The organism is Microbulbifer maximicatervae (SeqCode), from assembly GCF_056232625.1.
This window is the reverse complement of the sequence record NZ_CP174324.1, coordinates 1,702,894-1,721,029: the sequence shown is the minus strand read 5'-3', so window position 1 is coordinate 1,721,029 and position 18,136 is coordinate 1,702,894. Positions and strand designations below refer to the sequence as shown.

The 18,136-nt window shown below is 44.6% G+C and carries 28 protein-coding genes; 27 read left to right on the top strand and 1 reads right to left on the bottom strand.

Features of this window, described 5'->3' with window-relative positions; genetic code table 11:
• Window positions 1–15 precede the first annotated feature (15 nt).
• Together ACJJI6_RS07425 and ACJJI6_RS07420 are read left to right on the top strand one after the other, a co-directional pair.
• Window positions 16–1,578 (top strand): arylsulfatase, encoded by a 1,563-nt coding sequence (locus ACJJI6_RS07425; RefSeq protein WP_445359824.1) that lies wholly within the window; start codon window positions 16–18, stop codon window positions 1,576–1,578.
• A 42-nt stretch (window positions 1,579–1,620) separates the two neighbouring features.
• Window positions 1,621–1,947: a VOC family protein gene (locus ACJJI6_RS07420; protein WP_444912810.1), complete on the top strand. Its 327-nt coding sequence runs from the start codon at window positions 1,621–1,623 to the stop codon at window positions 1,945–1,947.
• Between the two features lie 16 nt (window positions 1,948–1,963).
• Here ACJJI6_RS07420 and ACJJI6_RS07415 read toward each other — a convergent pair whose 3' ends face one another.
• Entirely contained in the window at window positions 1,964–2,944 is a 981-nt protein-coding gene (locus ACJJI6_RS07415) for an integron integrase (protein ID WP_475712991.1), read from the bottom strand.
• Between the two features lie 324 nt (window positions 2,945–3,268).
• On the opposite strand from ACJJI6_RS07415, the gene ACJJI6_RS07410 reads away from it, so the two are divergent.
• From ACJJI6_RS07410 to ACJJI6_RS07290, 25 genes are all read left to right on the top strand, one after another.
• Window positions 3,269–3,568, top strand: coding sequence for a hypothetical protein (locus ACJJI6_RS07410; RefSeq protein WP_413662309.1), 300 nt, complete (start codon window positions 3,269–3,271; stop codon window positions 3,566–3,568).
• 117 nt (window positions 3,569–3,685) lie between these two features.
• Window positions 3,686–4,006: a hypothetical protein gene (locus ACJJI6_RS07405; protein ID WP_444909960.1), complete on the top strand. Its 321-nt coding sequence runs from the start codon at window positions 3,686–3,688 to the stop codon at window positions 4,004–4,006.
• 132 nt (window positions 4,007–4,138) lie between these two features.
• Window positions 4,139–4,405 carry a hypothetical protein gene (locus ACJJI6_RS07400; RefSeq protein ID WP_475712990.1) on the top strand — a complete coding sequence of 89 codons (267 nt, stop codon included), beginning with the start codon at window positions 4,139–4,141 and terminating at the stop codon, window positions 4,403–4,405.
• A 108-nt stretch (window positions 4,406–4,513) separates the two neighbouring features.
• Window positions 4,514–4,771, top strand: a complete 258-nt coding sequence (locus ACJJI6_RS07395; RefSeq protein ID WP_444898103.1) for a hypothetical protein — start codon at window positions 4,514–4,516, stop codon at window positions 4,769–4,771.
• An 84-nt stretch (window positions 4,772–4,855) separates the two neighbouring features.
• Window positions 4,856–5,275 (top strand): HEAT repeat domain-containing protein, encoded by a 420-nt coding sequence (locus ACJJI6_RS07390; protein ID WP_444898102.1) that lies wholly within the window; start codon window positions 4,856–4,858, stop codon window positions 5,273–5,275.
• 44 nt (window positions 5,276–5,319) lie between these two features.
• Entirely contained in the window at window positions 5,320–5,589 is a 270-nt protein-coding gene (locus ACJJI6_RS07385; protein ID WP_444913281.1) for a hypothetical protein, read from the top strand.
• Between the two features lie 104 nt (window positions 5,590–5,693).
• Complete coding sequence (locus ACJJI6_RS07380; RefSeq protein ID WP_353376763.1) at window positions 5,694–5,942, top strand: hypothetical protein; 249 nt, start codon at window positions 5,694–5,696, stop codon at window positions 5,940–5,942.
• 865 nt (window positions 5,943–6,807) lie between these two features.
• A complete protein-coding gene (locus tag ACJJI6_RS07375) occupies window positions 6,808–7,290 on the top strand; it encodes a glycine-rich domain-containing protein (RefSeq protein WP_475712989.1) in 483 nt (160 codons plus the stop codon).
• A gap of 587 nt (window positions 7,291–7,877) precedes the next feature.
• Window positions 7,878–8,324 carry a hypothetical protein gene (locus tag ACJJI6_RS07370; RefSeq protein WP_475712988.1) on the top strand — a complete coding sequence of 149 codons (447 nt, stop codon included), beginning with the start codon at window positions 7,878–7,880 and terminating at the stop codon, window positions 8,322–8,324.
• A gap of 161 nt (window positions 8,325–8,485) precedes the next feature.
• Window positions 8,486–8,914, top strand: a complete 429-nt coding sequence (locus ACJJI6_RS07365; RefSeq protein WP_475712987.1) for a hypothetical protein — start codon at window positions 8,486–8,488, stop codon at window positions 8,912–8,914.
• Window positions 8,915–9,043: 129 nt separating this feature from the next.
• Window positions 9,044–9,310, top strand: a complete 267-nt coding sequence (locus ACJJI6_RS07360; protein WP_475712986.1) for a hypothetical protein — start codon at window positions 9,044–9,046, stop codon at window positions 9,308–9,310.
• Between the two features lie 105 nt (window positions 9,311–9,415).
• Entirely contained in the window at window positions 9,416–9,820 is a 405-nt protein-coding gene (locus tag ACJJI6_RS07355) for a hypothetical protein (RefSeq protein WP_475712985.1), read from the top strand.
• 502 nt (window positions 9,821–10,322) lie between these two features.
• A complete protein-coding gene (locus ACJJI6_RS07350) occupies window positions 10,323–10,607 on the top strand; it encodes a hypothetical protein (RefSeq protein ID WP_413665441.1) in 285 nt (94 codons plus the stop codon).
• Window positions 10,608–10,713: 106 nt separating this feature from the next.
• Complete coding sequence (locus ACJJI6_RS07345) at window positions 10,714–11,037, top strand: hypothetical protein (RefSeq protein WP_475712984.1); 324 nt, start codon at window positions 10,714–10,716, stop codon at window positions 11,035–11,037.
• A gap of 1,271 nt (window positions 11,038–12,308) precedes the next feature.
• Window positions 12,309–12,659, top strand: a complete 351-nt coding sequence (locus ACJJI6_RS07340; RefSeq protein ID WP_444913468.1) for a hypothetical protein — start codon at window positions 12,309–12,311, stop codon at window positions 12,657–12,659.
• A 157-nt stretch (window positions 12,660–12,816) separates the two neighbouring features.
• Window positions 12,817–13,386, top strand: a complete 570-nt coding sequence (locus tag ACJJI6_RS07335; protein ID WP_475712983.1) for a hypothetical protein — start codon at window positions 12,817–12,819, stop codon at window positions 13,384–13,386.
• A gap of 145 nt (window positions 13,387–13,531) precedes the next feature.
• Entirely contained in the window at window positions 13,532–13,921 is a 390-nt protein-coding gene (locus ACJJI6_RS07330; RefSeq protein ID WP_475712982.1) for a tetratricopeptide repeat protein, read from the top strand.
• Window positions 13,922–14,069: 148 nt separating this feature from the next.
• Window positions 14,070–14,378: a transposase gene (locus tag ACJJI6_RS07325; RefSeq protein ID WP_475712981.1), complete on the top strand. Its 309-nt coding sequence runs from the start codon at window positions 14,070–14,072 to the stop codon at window positions 14,376–14,378.
• A gap of 8 nt (window positions 14,379–14,386) precedes the next feature.
• Window positions 14,387–15,232 carry an IS3 family transposase gene (locus tag ACJJI6_RS07320; protein ID WP_475712980.1) on the top strand — a complete coding sequence of 282 codons (846 nt, stop codon included), beginning with the start codon at window positions 14,387–14,389 and terminating at the stop codon, window positions 15,230–15,232.
• A gap of 121 nt (window positions 15,233–15,353) precedes the next feature.
• On the top strand, window positions 15,354–15,641 hold the full coding sequence (locus tag ACJJI6_RS07315; protein WP_475712979.1) for a hypothetical protein: 288 nt from the start codon (window positions 15,354–15,356) through the stop codon (window positions 15,639–15,641).
• A 73-nt stretch (window positions 15,642–15,714) separates the two neighbouring features.
• Complete coding sequence (locus tag ACJJI6_RS07310; protein WP_475712978.1) at window positions 15,715–15,975, top strand: hypothetical protein; 261 nt, start codon at window positions 15,715–15,717, stop codon at window positions 15,973–15,975.
• A gap of 91 nt (window positions 15,976–16,066) precedes the next feature.
• Window positions 16,067–16,378, top strand: coding sequence for a DUF2695 domain-containing protein (locus ACJJI6_RS07305; RefSeq protein ID WP_475712977.1), 312 nt, complete (start codon window positions 16,067–16,069; stop codon window positions 16,376–16,378).
• Window positions 16,379–16,519: 141 nt separating this feature from the next.
• The gene (locus ACJJI6_RS07300; RefSeq protein WP_475712976.1) at window positions 16,520–17,113 is read left to right on the top strand and encodes a hypothetical protein; all 594 of its coding nucleotides are present in this window, start codon (window positions 16,520–16,522) and stop codon (window positions 17,111–17,113) included.
• A gap of 101 nt (window positions 17,114–17,214) precedes the next feature.
• Window positions 17,215–17,445, top strand: coding sequence for a hypothetical protein (locus ACJJI6_RS07295; protein WP_475712975.1), 231 nt, complete (start codon window positions 17,215–17,217; stop codon window positions 17,443–17,445).
• A 254-nt stretch (window positions 17,446–17,699) separates the two neighbouring features.
• Window positions 17,700–17,864 carry an IS3 family transposase gene (locus ACJJI6_RS07290; RefSeq protein ID WP_475713443.1) on the top strand — a complete coding sequence of 55 codons (165 nt, stop codon included), beginning with the start codon at window positions 17,700–17,702 and terminating at the stop codon, window positions 17,862–17,864.
• Window positions 17,865–18,136 lie beyond the last annotated feature (272 nt).

The following is an 18,136-nucleotide window of genomic DNA, read 5'->3' as shown; positions in this document are numbered from 1 at the left end:
ATATCGAGGTGTGTAATGCTCCTGATCTCCCAATCCCGTCTCCGACAGTTCCTTTTGGTTGTACTGGCTGCTGTATTCCTTTCCCCTGGTAGCCTCTTCGCGCAGACCAAACCCAATATTTTGGTGATCTGGGGAGATGATATTGGCATCTGGAATATCAGCTTCAACAGTCGTGGCATGATGGGCTACACCACGCCCAACATTGATCGGCTAGCGGTAGAAGGGCTCTCTTTTACCGATTACTACGGCCAGCAGTCGTGTACAGCAGGCCGCGCGGCTTTTTTAGCGGGTAATGTCCCAGTGCGGACCGGCATGACTAAAGTGGGGCTTCCAGGTGCCAAAGAGGGTTGGCAGAAGAGTGATGCCACTATCGCCACAGTAATGAAAAGCCTGGGTTATGCCACCGGCCAGTTTGGTAAAAACCACCAAGGGGATAGGGACGAACACCTGCCCATCAACCATGGCTTTGATGAATTCTTTGGCAATCTCTATCACTTGAATGCCGAGGAAGAGCCGGAGAACCGGGACTATCCCAAAGACCCAGAATTCCGTAAGAAGTTTGGCCCCAGAGGAGTGATTAAAGCCAAGGCCGGCGGACCAATCGAAGATACCGGCCCCCTCACCAAGAAACGGATGGAAACCATCGATGATGAAACCCTAGCGGCAGCTATCGACTTTATCGAACGTGCACACGCGGCTAAGACCCCATTCTTTGTCTGGTGGAATGCCACCCGGATGCACTTTCGCACCCATGTGAGAAAGGAGCACACAAACCTTGCGGGCCCCAACAGCAATGAGTATATGGATGGCATGGTTGAGCATGACATCCTGGTAGGAAAGCTGCTAAGTGTGCTTGACCGCCTGGATATCACCGACAATACCATCGTGTTTTATTCCACAGACAACGGCCCCCACTTCAATACCTGGCCAGATGCTGCAACTACGCCATTTCGCAGTGAGAAAAATTCCAATTGGGAAGGAGCTTATAGGGTGCCAGCTTTCGTGCGCTGGCCGGGCAAATTTCCAGCGGGCACTACGCTGACAGGTATTGTCTCCCATGAAGACTGGCTGCCGACTCTCGCTGCGGCCGGGGGGAATCCGAATATCAAGGAACAGCTCAAGGAAGGGGTCGAGCTGAATGGGCGCGAGTACAGAAATTATGTTGATGGCTACAACATGATGGATTACTTCACCGGTAAAGCAAAACTTTCTCCAAGAAAAGAATTTATCTACGTAAATGATGACGGCCAAATTGTAGCTATGCGCTACGAACCCTGGAAAGCTATTTTCCTGGAAAATCGCGGGCGGGGTTTTGAAGTCTGGCGAGAGCCCTTTACTGAATTACGAGTGCCACTGCTGTTCAATTTGAGGCAAGATCCTTTCGAAAAAGCCCAACACAACTCGAACACCTATAACGACTGGTTTATAGACAGAGCTTTTGTCTTGGTTCCCATGCAGCAACTCGCATCAAAATTTTTGCAAACGATGAAAGAGTATCCACCCAGCCAGGTACCCGGATCTTTTAATTTGGATAAGGTACAGAAGCAGCTGGAAGCTGGGGCGAGTGGTAGTAATTAAAAAATATAGATATCAAAACAAGTATTAATAAAGGTAGGGCCCATGGATAAAATTCATATAGCACTGTCGACTAATCAGATAGAAGAGTCAGTTGCCGACTATAGTAGAAGGTTAAATACTGCTCCCTGCGTGCATGTGCCCAATGAATATGCTTTATGGCGAACTGCCACTGTTAACCTATCGATTCGCCATGATCCAAATTGTGAAAGCGGAACGCTTAGGCATCTAGGATGGGAATCAGATGGTGCCGATAAATTTACCGCAGAAACTGACATTAATGGCATTACCTGGGAACACTTTAATGCAGAGCTTCAGGCAGATGAAATCAACAAGGCTTGGCCTAAAGCCAGCTACCACCCAAAGGCATAGCTGCCGGGGGCCGAAATTAGTCAAGAGGGCTGGTAACACCGCGCTCATGTACGCCTATAACATGGGTGTAAATCATGGTTGTACTGATATCGTTGTGGCCGAGTAGCTCCTGAATATTGCGTATATCAGTACCAGCCCGCAGAAGGTTGGTGGCAAACGAATGGCGAAATGTATGGCAGCTCGCCTTCTTACGAATATTGAGGGCCGAAACGGCCTTGGCAACGGCCCGCCTAACTTGCTGCTCACCAATATGATGCCGTCGCATCATATCGCTGCGAGGGTCTTGCGATAGAAATCGAGCGGGGAATACATACTGCCAAGCAGCACTCGTCGCTGCTTGTGGGTACTTTTTCGCCAGAGCGAAAGGCAAATAGACATACCCATAGCCCTCAGCCAAATCCTGCTCGTGTAGAGAAAGCGCATGTGCTATCTGCACCTTGAGGGGCCTAACCAGAGACCGAGGCAGTAGTGTTCTTCGCCACTTCTCACCCTTGGACTCCCGTACTATCAAGCATTGATCACTAAAATCAATGTCCTGTACCCTAAGCCGCACAGCTTCCATAACTCTAAGGCCCGAACCATACATTAATGAAGCAGCAAGCTTATTTGGACCGCTAAGGTGCTCTAATACGGAGGTTGCTTCTTCATGGCTAAAAGTAACAGGCAATCGCTTAGGCCGATGGCTTTTTTCGAACTGTAGTTGCCCTAATTCAATATCCAGAAACTGCTTATAGAGAAAGATAATTGCATTCAAAGCAGTTTTTTGAGTATTGGCTGACACATTACGATTAGCAGCAAGGTGACTTAACCACTTATCTATTTCAGCTTTTCCGAGCTCCTGCGGATGTTTCATCCCATGAAAGCGTATAAAGTCCTTCACCCAAAAGCAGTATGTCTTTTCTGTTTTGTATGCCAAATAGCGAGACCGTATAAAAGCCCTAAAACGGTCCATAAAGCGGGATGGTCGCTGGGGTAGCGGAATAGGGATGTCGTCCATTTTTACAGTCCGGATACTGTATGGATTAACAGTTTAATGAACATTTGACTGGGAGTCATCAGGATTTTCGATCAGTTTGACCGTTATTTTTGGCCTAGGTCCGGAATGTTTGAAAACCTATTTTATTTCAATGGGTTAGGGAGCTCGTATAAAATGGGGATAGTAGTCAAAGTGATCGTTTTTCCATTTGGTACAATGGTTCTGAATCATGAATAATATATTGATTTTACTTGGGTTTTGTGTATTTTTTCGTTAGATTGATTCCAGGATAGTAATCAGGATAATAGTGATCAGAATGATTACTATATAAATGTTAAGTGAAAAATGAATATCTGGGAACTATACAAAGAAGACGAAAAGTTGGCCGACTTAACACAAACAGACCTTGATCAGCCTTGGTTCATAGGTGTGTTGGTTCCAACTCCGGCTTTTGATGAATACCGTAATCTCTTTGAAAGAGCTCAGCGATTTATAGAAACCGAAGAATTCGATTCTGAAGAATCAGAAGATACCTTTGTCGAAATTGATAATTTAAAACTGCGATTGGTGCGTATGTCGGATAAACGTGTATTTAAAGACGTAATGCTATGTGTATCTGGTGATGAGGTATGGTGGCGTATTTAGTAACTATATGTGAGTCACTTAACAAACGCAGGCACAATTGCACACTTCGTGTGCTGGACCTCCGGTGCTTCGCACCTCCGGCCTGTGCTGCGGGCGTTAAGCCCTCAGAGAAAAAGTATGGATGCCAAAGAGTTTGTAAAACGCTGGAAGATCGAGAAAGAAGATCTCCTGAAACTTTATACCTCCGGCAGTGAAGAAACTGAGGTGGCTTCCATAATCAAGAATATGGAGCTAAATCCAAACCAGCAGAAGCTGATGGTATCAGTCCTAGATGGTGTTCTTACTGATACCTTCTATTCCTTGCTATTGGGGCTTGATGGCTCTGGAAGCATAGGCGGTACTCAACATAGATTTAAGGTATATGACGAGTCTGGAAATTTAGTATCAGATTGTGGTGATCTTGAATCTGAAGCGTGGGAACAGTTTCATGGTGAATAGCGAGCTTCGTGCCAGGCTTAACAAGGCGCTCAACTACACTCCGGCCGCAAGCGGCCGGAGTCGGACAGCCAAAAGCGTGCTTCGCACTCGCTGCCGGTTAGCTTAGCGTTAAATGTATAAGGACGTATGGTCATGGCAAAAATATCACCGTATGAAGAAGTGCTTGTTGAAAGCTATATCCCTTCCAATACATCTGGAAAACACGGAAAAGTTCACATTCGGCCTGTGGCAGGCGGTAAGTACAGCCCGTCACTTCAAGTGGAATGTGCAAAAAAGTTGAGTCGTGATTACCCTGTAGGCACTAAGTTTTTACTTCAGGCGAAACTAACTGATAGAGAAGGCGGTGGAGAGTATCTGTATAGCTCCTATCGTTGGAAGTATGAGGTAGTGAGTGACTAATACATTTAACAAGTACAAGCAGGTTGCTGCGGGCCTGTGGCCCTTCGCGGGACAGCCTGCGCTACGCTCCGGCCGCCCCTGTTGTAGTCGTTAAATACAGGGAATTAAATGAAGAAAGGAAACAAGACTACAGGAATACAATTGCTGATCTTATTGGGCTTGTTTGTTGCTTCTATCGTTTGGTGGAGGCTTTGGTTTTACCAAGGCTTTGTTGGTCCCATTCCTTTCTTACATTGGTTTATCCACGTGGATGGTGAGGCCTCGTATGACTTAACCTATTGTGAAATGTTTATTCAACTCATACTGGTTTGGTTATCATCTAATGTGTTTTACTATGTTAAAAAACGTTATGGTAAAAGCATTTAACCAGCTCAGGCACGCGACCCACTTTTCGTTCCGCCTTTCGGCTCCACAAAAAGCGCTCGCATGCTAAAGACGTTAGGGCACCTCATGATTGAGTCTGCAGAAGAATTTAAAAGGCTTAGAGAAAGCGAAGTAATAGATGAATATACTCGCGCCGCTCATGACCAGGCTCCCACGAAAATATGGGAGGATGTTCTCGAGAAATATCCAAAACTGGCATTCTGGGTAGCGCAGAACAAAACTGTACCAGTCGAAATACTAGAAAATCTGGCAGCACACAATGACCCAAAAGTCCGAGGCATGGTTGCTCGTAAAAGGAAAATCCCAGAATCGCTCATGCTGCAACTAGCAAAAGATGAAGATGAATCCGTAAGGAATGCGCTGGCGAACAACGGTAAAATTACTGAAGCGGTATTGAGGGTTCTAATAAATGATTCCTGGCAAGTTGTCAGGGAAAGGGCTTCGGAGAAACTTCGAGCCCTAACAAGCAAAGGCAGCGGACGCTAAGAGCGCCGCTGCTTTGAGCGTTATAGAGCAGCAGGGTTCGAGTAATGGAAGTACCTATATCCCAAGAATTCGTAAAAATCTGTAAGCAAATTAAAGCCAAATCGTATTCAATCTCCCAGTGGTCTGAAATCGAATCCGATGATATGTTTCACTCAGATTCTTTTCGTGGTGGCTTTGATGCAGATGAACAGGAGTTCTGCTTTAGCTTTTATGACCAAGCTGGAGATGAGTATTGGTTTCAAGTAAGTCTTTCTTCAATCATAGAAATAGCTAGTGGTATACAGCTTAAAATTGTAGGTAGGGCTGCAGACTGAAGGCCTATAACAAGGTGCTCAAACACCGTTCCGGCCGAAAGCGGCCTCCACTGGACGCGCAAAAAGCGCGCGCCGTTTAGCACGGCGTTATACGGATACTACCTATGGATAGAGAACTAGCTGAAAAAACAAGCTTGCTTGCACTTAAAATAGGGGCTGCAATGGATAATAATCTTGCTCTTATTAAGGATGGATGCTCTGAACAAGAGTTTAAAAACTACCAGCAAGCCACAGGAAAAGTGATGGGTGAACTACTTACTAGCTTCATGAACCCCATCTACGAGCAACACCCAAGCTTGAAGCCCAAGGAAATGGGTGGAGAATATGAAGTTGATCCCAAAATCTACAAATAGCCAGGGTATAACAAGTTTATTAAACATCGTTGCAGCCAGAAAACGGCTGCAACTGGACGCGCTGAAAAACGCACGCCGTTTATAAAGGCGTTATTGTGGCGGTCGGTTTTATTGATTTTTCGTGGTAACTGAAGGTTTCGTGCCACTAAATAGCATCTGGTATTGAGCAATTTTACTGATTGCTATTCAGGCAGTTTCGCTCCAAGAGTGTTCGCTCGGGTGTTGTAAAAAGAGGCAGTCCGCTGCAATTTCGCGGATTGCCAGTAAGATAGGAATTGGTTAGGGAAAGTGCGGTATTCTTCCCTCGTAAATATTGGGCAGCGGCCAGCCAAACTATGGCTGGCAAAGTGCTAGTAGTCGGTCCCGAGCGCGCCAGCCATAACCAGGCTAGGCAAGCTCGCCCAACCCCTTCGGGGCTGGGCTGGACAGCCTACGCGTTGCTTCGGCTGCCCTTGCTAGCGGCGTTATTGTGGCGGTCATTTTTTAGATGGTTTGTAGTTGCTGCAAGTAACAATCTCTACCTGAACACGCTTCGCCAGAGAGTTCTCCTTCAAACTGGTACCGCAGTTTCGTTCAAGTGCCTTCGTTTAAAGCCAACAAGTTCTGCAAGCCAGCTGCACCATTGTGGAGTGCCAATCAGCTAGTTAACTGGTGGGGAAAGTATGGTATTTTTCCCTGTAAATTTATCGGGCAGTGGCCAGCCAAAGTTGGCTGGCAGAGAGCAAGTAGGTCGTTCAGAGCGCGCCAGCTATAACCAGGCCAGGCAAGATCGCCCAGCCGGTGGCTGGGCTGGACAGCCTACGCTTTGCTTCGGCTGCCCTTGCTGGCAACGTTAAATGTTTCAATAACCATAGGAGTAAATAACATGGAATTAAAAGAAGTAATTTTTCGAGATGGAATTCATCCTTCGGTTGAAGCTTTAGATTTTCAAAGGCTTAAATGGAAGTTATGTGAGTCGTCAGAAGCAAAAATGGATAAAGGTGAATGCGATCTGGCAGAAAGGGAATATAAACGATATTTAACACTAAAAAAACTATATCCTGCATCTGAGTTGGTGCCAAATAAATTGTTGGATGAGTTTTGGCACGCTCACATTTTGGATACAGTCGCCTACCATAAAGACTGTGAGAAAGTATTTGGTCATTATCTACATCATTTTCCGTACTTTGGTATATATGGTGAAGAGGATTATCGTAACCTTGTAACTGCTTTCAAAAAAACTAAAGAGCTATATGAGCAGCATTTTGGTCCTTATCCAGAAAATCTCGATAATGCTGCAAGGTGTGAAGATCATGCATGCCACGCTCCATCATCTTGTGCGTGTCGTGTTCCAGGAGCGTGCAAGTAAACATTTAACAAGCCGTTGAAGTCGGACAGTCACAAGTTGTGCTCAAAAGCATAGCACAACTTGCGTCTGCCGCTTAACGGAGCGTTAGAGCAATAAATGGACACTGAAGAAATTTCTTACCTGGTCATATATCTGGCAGTTCTAGCTGTGTATTTCTTTGTGTCTTTCATCACTGTAAGGTGGGGCTGGAGAAAGTTTGAGTACTTCAAAAGCGCAGTCAAAATTCCACTAAGAACCTGTCTAATTACCTTTTTCTTTGCACCGACAGTATTTGCGTGTGGAGCAGCAGCTTTTGTACCTTTCCCAATATTATTGATAAGTGAATTCGTCAGCGAGCCTTCTGCATGCTCTAGCCAACTTAGGTTTGCATTTCCTGTACTAGCTATTTTTTGGGCGGTATGTTTAGCTGTATACCTTTCAAAGTTAGCTATTTGTAGGCTTAGGTCATGAGTGCAATGTTCAGTCTAACAATCACAGGCAGTTTGCGCCGGCCCCTTATGGGGCCTCTGCGGGACAGCCTACGCTACGCTTCGGCCGCCCCTGCTGTGGTCGTTATGCCACTAATAAGAATTAAGTAGGAGTAGTTTATGAAATTAAGAATTGCAATTTTGGGTGTCTTGATACTGAACTCAAGTGCGGTAAGCTCAAATGAACCGGATACAGCAATGGGAGCAGCTGGACTTGCTTCCCAGCTGTCGAGCCATTTGAATAAAATGGTTGAAAGGTGCATAGAGTTTATTCCAGAGGGTGAAACGAAAATTCTTACTGCGCAATCCGGTTGGAGAGATAGGAATATAGACGTTATATCCGTTGCTGAGGGATTGATGGCTAAGGCTCGTATGGAATTGCCGGAAGTCTTCGCAAAGTTGGATGTTGCCGAGGATAAAAGCATAGCCGCAATGTTTTTGCCGATGACAGTCGAAATTAAAAGACAGTATTGCGGAAAATATTTTACAGATATCACTAACGGCTCGAGAGACATAAGGAATATAAATCCTAAAGCATACGAGTTACTAAAAAATTATAAATCCTGAATAGGCATAACAAGTCAAAGCACGCGGACTTGGTAAAGCTGTCCCCTTTTTTGTTTACGCAAAAAAAGCCGCCAACTTCACCAAGCCGGTGTTTGAGGCGTTATGACCATTAAGTAATGAAGATATTACCAGGTATTGGAATAGGCGAAATTAGATATGGCATGGAAGAGAAAGAAGTAATTTCTTTCTTAGGTAAGCCAGATAGAGTTGATGAATCCGAATATATTGAAGGTACAGGTGATTGGCATAGAGAGCTTTGGTATTCGCCAAGAAACTTAACCTTTACCTTTAATAATGATGATGATTTTCGCTTGGGTACAGTAACAGTTATGGGGGCAGGTTACTCATTATTTGAAAAGCAACTCTTCGGGCTAGAAATCGAAAAGGTTTCAAGATTAATTGCTAAGCACACTGGGGAAATTGCAAAGCTTGAAGATTGGTCGTCCGAAGGGCTTCCGGATCACAAATGCTTAATTCACGATGGTCTGGGAATAATGTTTTGGTTTGATTACAATTGTCTTTCACAAATGCAGTGTAGCTATCTATTTGAATCGGACAATGAAACAGTAATATGGCCAGCAAAGTCATAACAAGTTTAGTCAGCATCGCCCATGGGAAACACCCATGGGCTGGACTCGCTACGCTCACCGCTGCTAAAAGCGTTATGAGTACAAATGGCTAGATATCTCGTATTGCTAATTCTTCTTTGCAGCGTATCTGTGAATGTAATTGACATTGAGCTGGTCGTCGATGACTGTGGTCCATTGGCAAGAGGTGAGTTAGGCGTTGTTTTTAGTCCAAAACCGCGAAAACAAGGCTGGTATTACTTCGCAAAAGGGGATGCGACGGATGTCTATCCAAAGTTAATGGATGCGGTTCGCATAGTTGGTTATGAGGAAGATTACTGTAAAAACCATAACCCAATTCATCCGAAAGAATGTGAGTATTTGAAGGTATTTATTATCAAAGAGTACATCAATGAGTAGTACTCATAACAAGCCGCAGCAATCGCTCCCCTTGGTCGCTGGGACAGCCAAAACGCTACGCTTTTTTGTCTGCCCCTGTGCGGGGCGTTAGGCATGCGAACCGATATGACGAAGTTTACAGCTAACACAGTAGAAGCTTTTAAGAATAAGTTTACGGAAGACTTCACTGTATTTAATATTTTTTTTGAAGAGTCTGATCCCGAAAAGGGAGGAGAAAGCTGGAACTTTCAGAGAGCTCTTGGTGCTGACGGGAAACTATCTTCTCTCGGGGAGGACGATGATGGTGTTTGCACGGTAAAGGAGCCACAGCAGGTCACTCTATACAATGGTATAGAAGCCCTAGAAATATCTAAGGATCATCTGACGTGCATATTTAAGGAAAGCTCAATAGTCGAAACTGGGACTAAATCATTAGAAATTAGCTATGTTATAAACGATAGTCAATGGCAAGAGATCAAGCATATGGCCTCTCTAGTATTTACCGGTAAGGACTACTTTAAAATCGCCTAACAAGCGGCGGCAGCCTCGGCCAGTAAGCTGGCCTGGACTCACAAAGCTACGCTTTGCTCGCCGCTGCGCCGGGCGTTAAGAGCCATAATCGAAAGATCGAGTTATGAGTGAGTTTATTAAAATAATGAATGTATTTCATGCTAAGAAATTTGCATGGCTTCCATTTACATTTCTCTGCCCAAGGCAAGGGAGTAGATTTGGTGTTGCGCGCTTTATTGGTACTGTCATTCTGAACACCTCGTTCTTTGCTTCACTTTTGGTATTTTTGTTGTATTCCAAATTTGGTAGTAGTGCTATAGATCACGTGGGGTTTACAATTATGTGGATATACGCTCTATTTGGTAGCTACTACTTATTTGTGTGCTTTTGTTGGAATCAGGAATATGGTGCCAATAACTCTTAACAATCACAGGCACGCTGCTTTGGCCCTTCGGGCCTCCGCGGGACAGCCTACGCTGCGCTTCGGCCGCCCGTGCTGTGGGCGTTATGTGCAAGGATAGTCATGAGCAATCCTCCTAAAGAAATTGATGGAGCAAGAGTGATTGAGTGGGCTTGGTCAGATTCTAAGCCATTTGGATTTGTGCTCTTTGAAAATGGAGAGGTTGCTGCGGAAATATTTGGTTTGGCAATTTGCAAATATTCCAATAGCGAAAAATTCTACCGGTTTAGCTGTGACTCTGATTGGGAAATTGAGCAAGATGCTGAATACTCATCTATTCAAGAGGCTAAAGCTAATTTACCCTCTCAATATCAAAATGTAGCCGCAATTTGGCAAAAATATGGCTAGGCACATAACAAGGCAATTAACTACGCTCCAGCCACTGCGTGGCTTCCGGCGGACCTCCGCTTCGCTCCGGCCGGTTATTGCGGGCGTTAGCCGTAAGAAGTAGCTCATGGATAAATACGAGATTAAAGAATTAATAGGCGATTACTTAGAAGGAATTATATCCCTGGATAGTCTAGACGGGTTGATTCAAGCGGTATTACTTGGTCCCGTTGAAACTAGTCAAGGGCTACAACGCTATTACGTTGATATAGATACTTTACTGCTTGATAATATCGATACTTCAGAGGCAATTTGGAGTCTTGGGGAGGATGAAACCTATAAGGGCAAAGAATCAGAAATTGTCTTTTTCGAAGAGTTAAACTACCTTCGGGGAGTAAGAAAAAGAATATTGTCTCAAGAGGATGGTATTGCTAAATGGCAGCGTATCTAATTAAAAGTATTAAATAGAATCGGCGAATTACATGGCTAACAAGTCACTCCAGCTGACGTTTTTTCCGGCGCTCCTTTTTATGCTTATAGCACAAACGGACTTCTCCAAAAACGCAGCTGAGTGAAGCGTTAGGTGGCAATAGGTCATGAGGCGAATAAGTTTTTTATTCTTACTAGGTCTGGCCCTAGCATTGCTATTCGCAGCAATAAGTTTTGTCACGGATGGAGCTGGAGGGATTTGGCACAATGTCAGAGATATTTTTATTGGTCCACCGTTATGGTTGCTACAAAGTGGCTTTCCAGCGTTATCGCCAAAACTAGCGATTAGTCCTGGTAGCCCTTACAGTGGTGTATCGTTTTTTCTGGTATTCTTCGTAGTATTCTGGTGGTTGGTGTGCGTGACAGGCCTATATGCACTCCGGCAACAACCACCTAACAAGCGGTTGTAATCGCCGCGAAAGGCGCGGCTGGGACGGCCTACGCTGTGCTCCGGCCGCCCCTAAACCGAGCGTTATTGTGGCGGTCGGATTTATTGATTTTTCGTGGTAGCTGAAGGTTTAGTGCCACCAAATAGCAGCCAGTATTGAGCAATTTTTGCTGGTTGCAATTCAAGCAGTTTCGTTCCTAGAGTGTTTGCTCAGGTGCGGTAGAAACCGGCAGCCAGCTGCAATTTCGCGGAGTGTCAATTAGATAGGAATTGGTTGGGGAAAGTGCGGTATTCTTTCCTCTTAAATATTGGGCAGCGGCCAGCCAAACTATGGCCAGCAAAGAGCAAGTAGGTCGTTCAGTGCGTGCCAGCCATAACCAGGCTAGTCAAGCTCGCCCAACCCCTTCGGGGCTGGACTGGACAGCCTACGCTCCGCTTCGGCTGCCCTTGCTAGCGGCGTTATTGTGGCGGTCGGCTTTGTTGATTTTTCGTAGTAACTGAAGCTTTAGTACCACTAAATAACAGCCAATATCGAGCAATTTTTACTGGTTGCTATTTAAGCAGTTTCGCTCCTAGAGTGTTCGCTTAGGTACTGTAAAAGGGGTAGTCCGCTGTAACTTCGTGGATTGTCAGTAAGATAGGAATTGGTTGGGGAAAGTGCGGCATTCTTTCCCCGTTAATATTGGGTAGTGGCCAGCCAAACTATGGTTGGCAAAGTGCTAGTAGTCGGTCTCGAGTGCGCCAGCCATAACCAGGCTAGGCAAGCTCGCCCACCCCTTCGGGACTGGGCTGGACAGCCTACGCGTTGCTTCGGCTGCCCTTGCTAGCGGCGTTAAGTTACGGATATGAAAAAGCAATTAATTACATTTCTGGTAATGCTCTGTTGTTCGTTGTCCGCAAGTGGAGTAGAGAAATTGGATTGGCCATTTGATCAAGCAAAGAATGTTGCCGCGATAACGACCAAGCAGGTCGTTAAGGATTCACTTCCAGTATTAATGGTAGTGCACTACGCGGATGATGATTCATGGGCGTTCACTTGCGGTACCACTAATAAATCAGAAGACCTAATGATTGTGGGTATGGGCGAGATCATATCGCTTGATCCTACTTTGTATTCAATCGCAGATTTACCTCCTGGCTGGAGCGCCACAAGAACGTCAATGAAGTCTCAGTGGGTTCGTACTAGAGAGGAGTGAACTTAACAAGCGCAAGCAGTTTGCTGCGGCCCTTCGAGCCTCCGCGGGACGCCCAACGCTATGCACATTTTGTGCAGGTCGCTGTGCTCCCAGTTTCGCACAAAACGTGCATAGCATTGGTCGCCCCTGTTGCGGGCGTTAAATGGTGATCACTAGCGTGTCAGTATCAAAAAAAATATTAGCGTCCATGCTCATACTAACCATTGTAAATATTTGGCTGTTTTCTAAGTACAGTCAGATTTTCTACATTGTTTTTGGGCCAAGCAAATATCAAGTCGGAGCCTTCACGATCTTTGCTAGAGAAGATCATGCCGATACCTTCCTGAAATGGAAAAGTGACAATGGTGTGGAGTTCGACGTTAATTTTGATAATTCCGTAACAATTGGTTTTGCTCCTCTCAATGCGAAAATTGATGCTTCGTTGATAGTTGTTGACAATGTCACATATGCATATTCAGAGTGGCAATGGAGGCAGGGCCTGAGGGAATTTAGGTATCTTTCAGTATCTTCAAGGGGTAAGGATGAGGTTTCTTGCCAAGAACTAGATCTTAAAAAGATGGTATGTGTATCTATCTATGATTTAGGTATGCCGTTCACGCTATTACATTATTATGGGGCGGTAGATATAGATAGCTTTAACCCAATCGGTGAGCACACAAAAATAAAATCTGAAATTTCGGGTTTTAAGTACCCATATAAACTTTTGTTTCAATATGCAGAGCAATAGCACATTTAACAAAGCAAGGCAGCGGACGCGAAAGACGCGCCCTCTGCTCGCAACGTTAAGTTCACCTAGATACGGAAATCCGACGTTGAAAAATCTATCTCTATTTTTAGTGCTTCTTTTAAGCCCCTTTGTCTATGGAAAGGAAATGAATATTGTCGAGAAGTATCAGTACTATTCCGAAAACAATGAATGGGAAAAGGCTCTACCAGTAATTCGAGAGATCATTGATCGATCACCTAAAATCCCAACAAGCTGGTTCAACTACGGCATCACCCTTGAAAATCTTGGGAAGCATTCAGAAGCAGTCCAGGCCTTCTTTAATGCCTATCAACTTCAACCTGATGATTATCGTGCACAATACAGAATATTTCGAAATTTGGCGTTAGCTAAAGACACAGATAGATTTGTAAAATTTGTCAGTATCGCAGCCAAGAAAACCCCTGGAATAATAGATATGATTGCTGGCATTGATGATTTCAAAGAAATGCGAGCTACAGATCAATATAAAGAGTTCTTGCGAAGCAATGAACATTGAGAACTTAACAAGCCTGCGCAGCACCGCCCACTGCGTGGTCTGGACAGCCGCAAGTGGCTGCCGCTGGCAGGGGCGTTATGGTAAAGACTTACCCACGTTTAGTAGACACCCTGTATAGTTAGGTTTAGGCCTAACACGGAGGTGTATCATGGGTAAGAAAAGAACTCAGGCGTATACGGAGGAGTTCCGTAGTGAAGCAGTTAAGAGAGCGGAAAAGCCTGGAGTAACAACGGCTTCTGTGGCGCGAGAGCTAGGCGTCAGCGCACAGCAGATCTACAACTGGCGTCGTCAATTTAATCGACTGTCTGATAAGCAGTTCAATAGTTTAGGCGGTGTCGACTATTCCAAACAGGAAAGCGCTGAAGTTCGCAAGCTCAAGAAGGAGCTCCATGAAGCTCGTCAGGAGGTTGAGTTTCTAAAAAAGGCAGCTGCGTACTTTGCGAACCACCAAGAGTAAAGTACGCATTGATACAAGAGCATGTAGGGTCATTCCCGGTTAGCTTGATGTGTCGGTGTTTAGAAGTCTCAAGATCGGATTATTATCGATGGCGGGGGCGATTGCCATCTGCTCGCACGATTAGAAAGATACGAACAATCGAGAAAATCCGAGAGACGTTTGTTGAGTTTAAAGGTCGTTATGGCGCGCCTAGAATTGCTTGCGAGCTTCAAGAGTTAGGTGAGCCATGCTCGCGGAACTACGTCGCTAAGCTTATGCAACAGGAGCATATTAAAGCGAGAAACGGCAAAGGCTTTCGATATAGTCAGCCCGTAGAGGGGAGCATTAACGTCTCCGCCAACTTACTTAAGCGTTGCTTTGATGTGGATCGACCCAATTGCCGCTGGACCAGTGACATTACGTATATCTGGGTTCTGGAGAGGTGGCTATACCTCGCGGTAGTTATGGATCTGTACTCTCGACGTATTGTAGGTTGGGCATTTGACTCGCAGATGACCGATGAATTGACACGTCGAGCATTGAAAATGGCCCTAGAGCGACGACCAATAAAACCTGGACTGCTAGTTCACTCTGACAGAGGTGTGCAATATCGATCGCAGAAATACCAGGATCTCTTGTCCGAAAGCAAGTGCAAGCCGAGTATGAGTCGCCAGGCTAACTGTTGGGATAATGCGGCAATGGAATCATTCTTTAGCAGGCTAAAAGTCGAGCTGGTCTATGCCGGAACATTCGAAAGCGAAGAGCAAACAAAATCTGAGGTGTTTGAATACATTGAGATTTTCTACAATAGGGTTCGTAGGCACTCTGCATTGGGCTATGTAAGTCCAGCAGAGTATGAACGAAAATACGCATAGTTAGAGTGTCTACTTTTTGTGGGCAAGACCAGTTTCTTACTAAGCTATGACTTACTTAAAATGGACTTTATATTTTCTAGGGCTGCTAACATTAGCTATAGCAACGCCCTTGGTTACTTCAATGTTGCTGAGCTATTTCATCTGCTGGCAAGAGCCTATTACAGGGCCATTAACAGCTATTACTGTTGTCGGCTATAGCTTCGCGGCAGCCCCAAGCCATAAAGCCTGGGGAGCAATTTTTGGTTTTTCGTTAGGCTGTGCTCTAGCATATGTCACGCCGGACATTGCCATTTACCCTGAGTGCCATGCCAAAGCCTATCAAAAAACATACATTCCGTTAACACTTACCTTTGTAGCTGGGTTGTTATCTTTAGGGGGGCTGTTATTTTGGCCACGACAAAAAACTTAACAAGTGGCGACACAATCGCAGCCTGCGGCTGCTGGACTAGCCACTGCGCCAGACGTTATATTTCAGAGAAATAATGATAGATAGCAAGGAAAATCCAGCTGAATGGAGTCAACTAATGAGTGAGCTAGAAGATGCACATGAGCATCTAGGTGATCTTATTAAAGAAATGGGATCTAAAAGGAGCGTCGATATCGAAAGCTATTCTATCGATATAGCCCATATATATGCACACTTAAATCGAGCGTGGAATTCCCGTGATTTCAAGGGTGAAATAAGTGAATCTCAATGGGAGGAGTTTCGTTCTTTCCCCTCTAATTTGGAGCCAGTCGCGTAATGAAATATAACCAGCGGCGGCACAATCGGCCTTCAGTCTGGACTCAGTACTGCGTACTTAGCCTGTGCGCCGGATGTTATGTGTCTTAAGCATGGATAAAGAACAGAAGAGGAAACTAAAGGCTCAGTACAAGCAAAATGAGCAGGATCGAATTCTTACATCTATCCCAATCGAGATAGATGAACTAAAGGATCTACTAACTTATTTGAATCGTGAATCCGCTCCGGCATGTGATCACAGCCTTAGAGAAACAGTTGAGTTCCTAAAGTCTAAGAAAATTAACCTAGAGACAGTTATCCCTTGGCTTGGCGAGCACGGCGGCTTCTGCGACGGTGAGGTCATTTACAATGTTTACGATGATGTTGGCGATATTGTTGGGTTGCACCTTGACAAAAGCTCATAACAAGCCGCGGCAATCGCTCCCGTTGGTGGCTGGGACAGTCAAGTCTCTGCATCTTTTTGGGCATGGCTGCGTCATTATGCGCCCAAAAGGCACTCCAACTAGTCTGCCCCTGCTCGGGGCGTTAGGCCTCATAGGGTTCACGTGAAATATTTATATTTACTATCACTATGTCTTTTGAGCTCTTGTGTGGTTTTGCCAGATGAATATTTTCACCCTCAAGCCGAAGGTGCAAAGGTTGAAAAAGAATCATGCCACGGGAATGTTGGTGCAGATAATAGGCTTGTTTATGAGCTGGACGACACCAAAATTAGCTTAATATTAAGAAGGTATAAATCATCAACGAGCCTATCCGTCTCTTTAGAAGTATTTGAAGAATCAAGTGTAATTTGGCCAAGTCAAATTGTAGATATCTATGCTGACAATAGAAAAATTCAATTTGAAGCCGAGAGTTTTACTAGATGGCGGTATGTGAACAGGTATGAATCTAGTGATATTGAAGCAAAGGTCTATCCAGTAAATACTGTTATGAACAGGACCGACCATGCCAATTCCAAGAGGCTGACCTTTCGTGAATACTATGACTTATACTCAACGTCCTTTGAGATATCCGACCGACAAATTACCCAGCTAAGAATTGATGAGATAAGAGTAATTGTAAAGGGAGCTGAGCATTTTCTTACTGATATAATATTTACAAAGAAAAGCGGTGTATTTTTGCATCCGCTAAATTGTTAAAAGCCTAATAAATGGCCCCAGTTCGTTCCGGGGCTTCGCCCCTCCACCCGAAACTTTCCCCCATTGAGTAGACGCCTACCTTTTAAATAGGGTAGGAAAAAATGTCGAAAATATTGAGTGAAGAGAGTGTTGTTGGATATTTAACAGAGTTCAAAGTTAGAGCGCTAGTCCTCACTAGCCAACTGAAAGTAGATACGAATACTATCGTCAACATTATTGGTTTGCATCCAGTAATGATTTATAGAGGGCGACAGGAAGCTAGAGAAGGCAAGCTGGTCGAAAAGCCTAGTCGTAGAATAAGTATGACAAAGACAACGAAAACTCAGTCTTAAACTGGTGATAAAGAGATAAAACGTTTAAAAAGGCAGGTTAAGAAACTGCAAAAGGAGAATGATTTCCTAAAAAAGTGGGAAATTTATCTAAAAGATCCAAAGCCGAAAGATTTTCATTCATCGCTCTTAATCGACCTGACTTTGGTGTCAGGTACTTATGTAGATACTTGAATGTTTCACCCCAAGGGTTTTATAAGTGGCTCAACCGGAATGAGAGCACTCGAGACATAGAAAATAGATGACTTCTAGGGTGTATCGAAGCTATCTATGCGCAGCATGATGGTAATAATGAAAGTCTAAAAATTAGCGCAGAGCTGAAAGCTAACGGTGAACGAGTAAATCACAACTGCGTTGAACACCTTATTAAAAAGGCTCGAATCGTGAGGAAAATTGGAAGAATTTATCGTCAACGCTCTTAGCCTGGAGATCCTTGTCTTAAGGTTGAGAACTTACAAAGAGAGCATGGTATTCCTAGTAAACCAGACTCTCAATTGACTGGTGATGTAACTTATCTAAAGATCAATGGGATATGGCAATATTTATCTGTGATTATTGATCTTTACCCCCGAAAAGTGTTGGGTTGACATCTGTCGGATACTCGAACTGTTGAACTAACACAGTCAGGGCTAAATAAAGCTATCCGCCGCAGAAATATAGAACCAGATCTAATATTTTAAAGCGACCGAGGGTC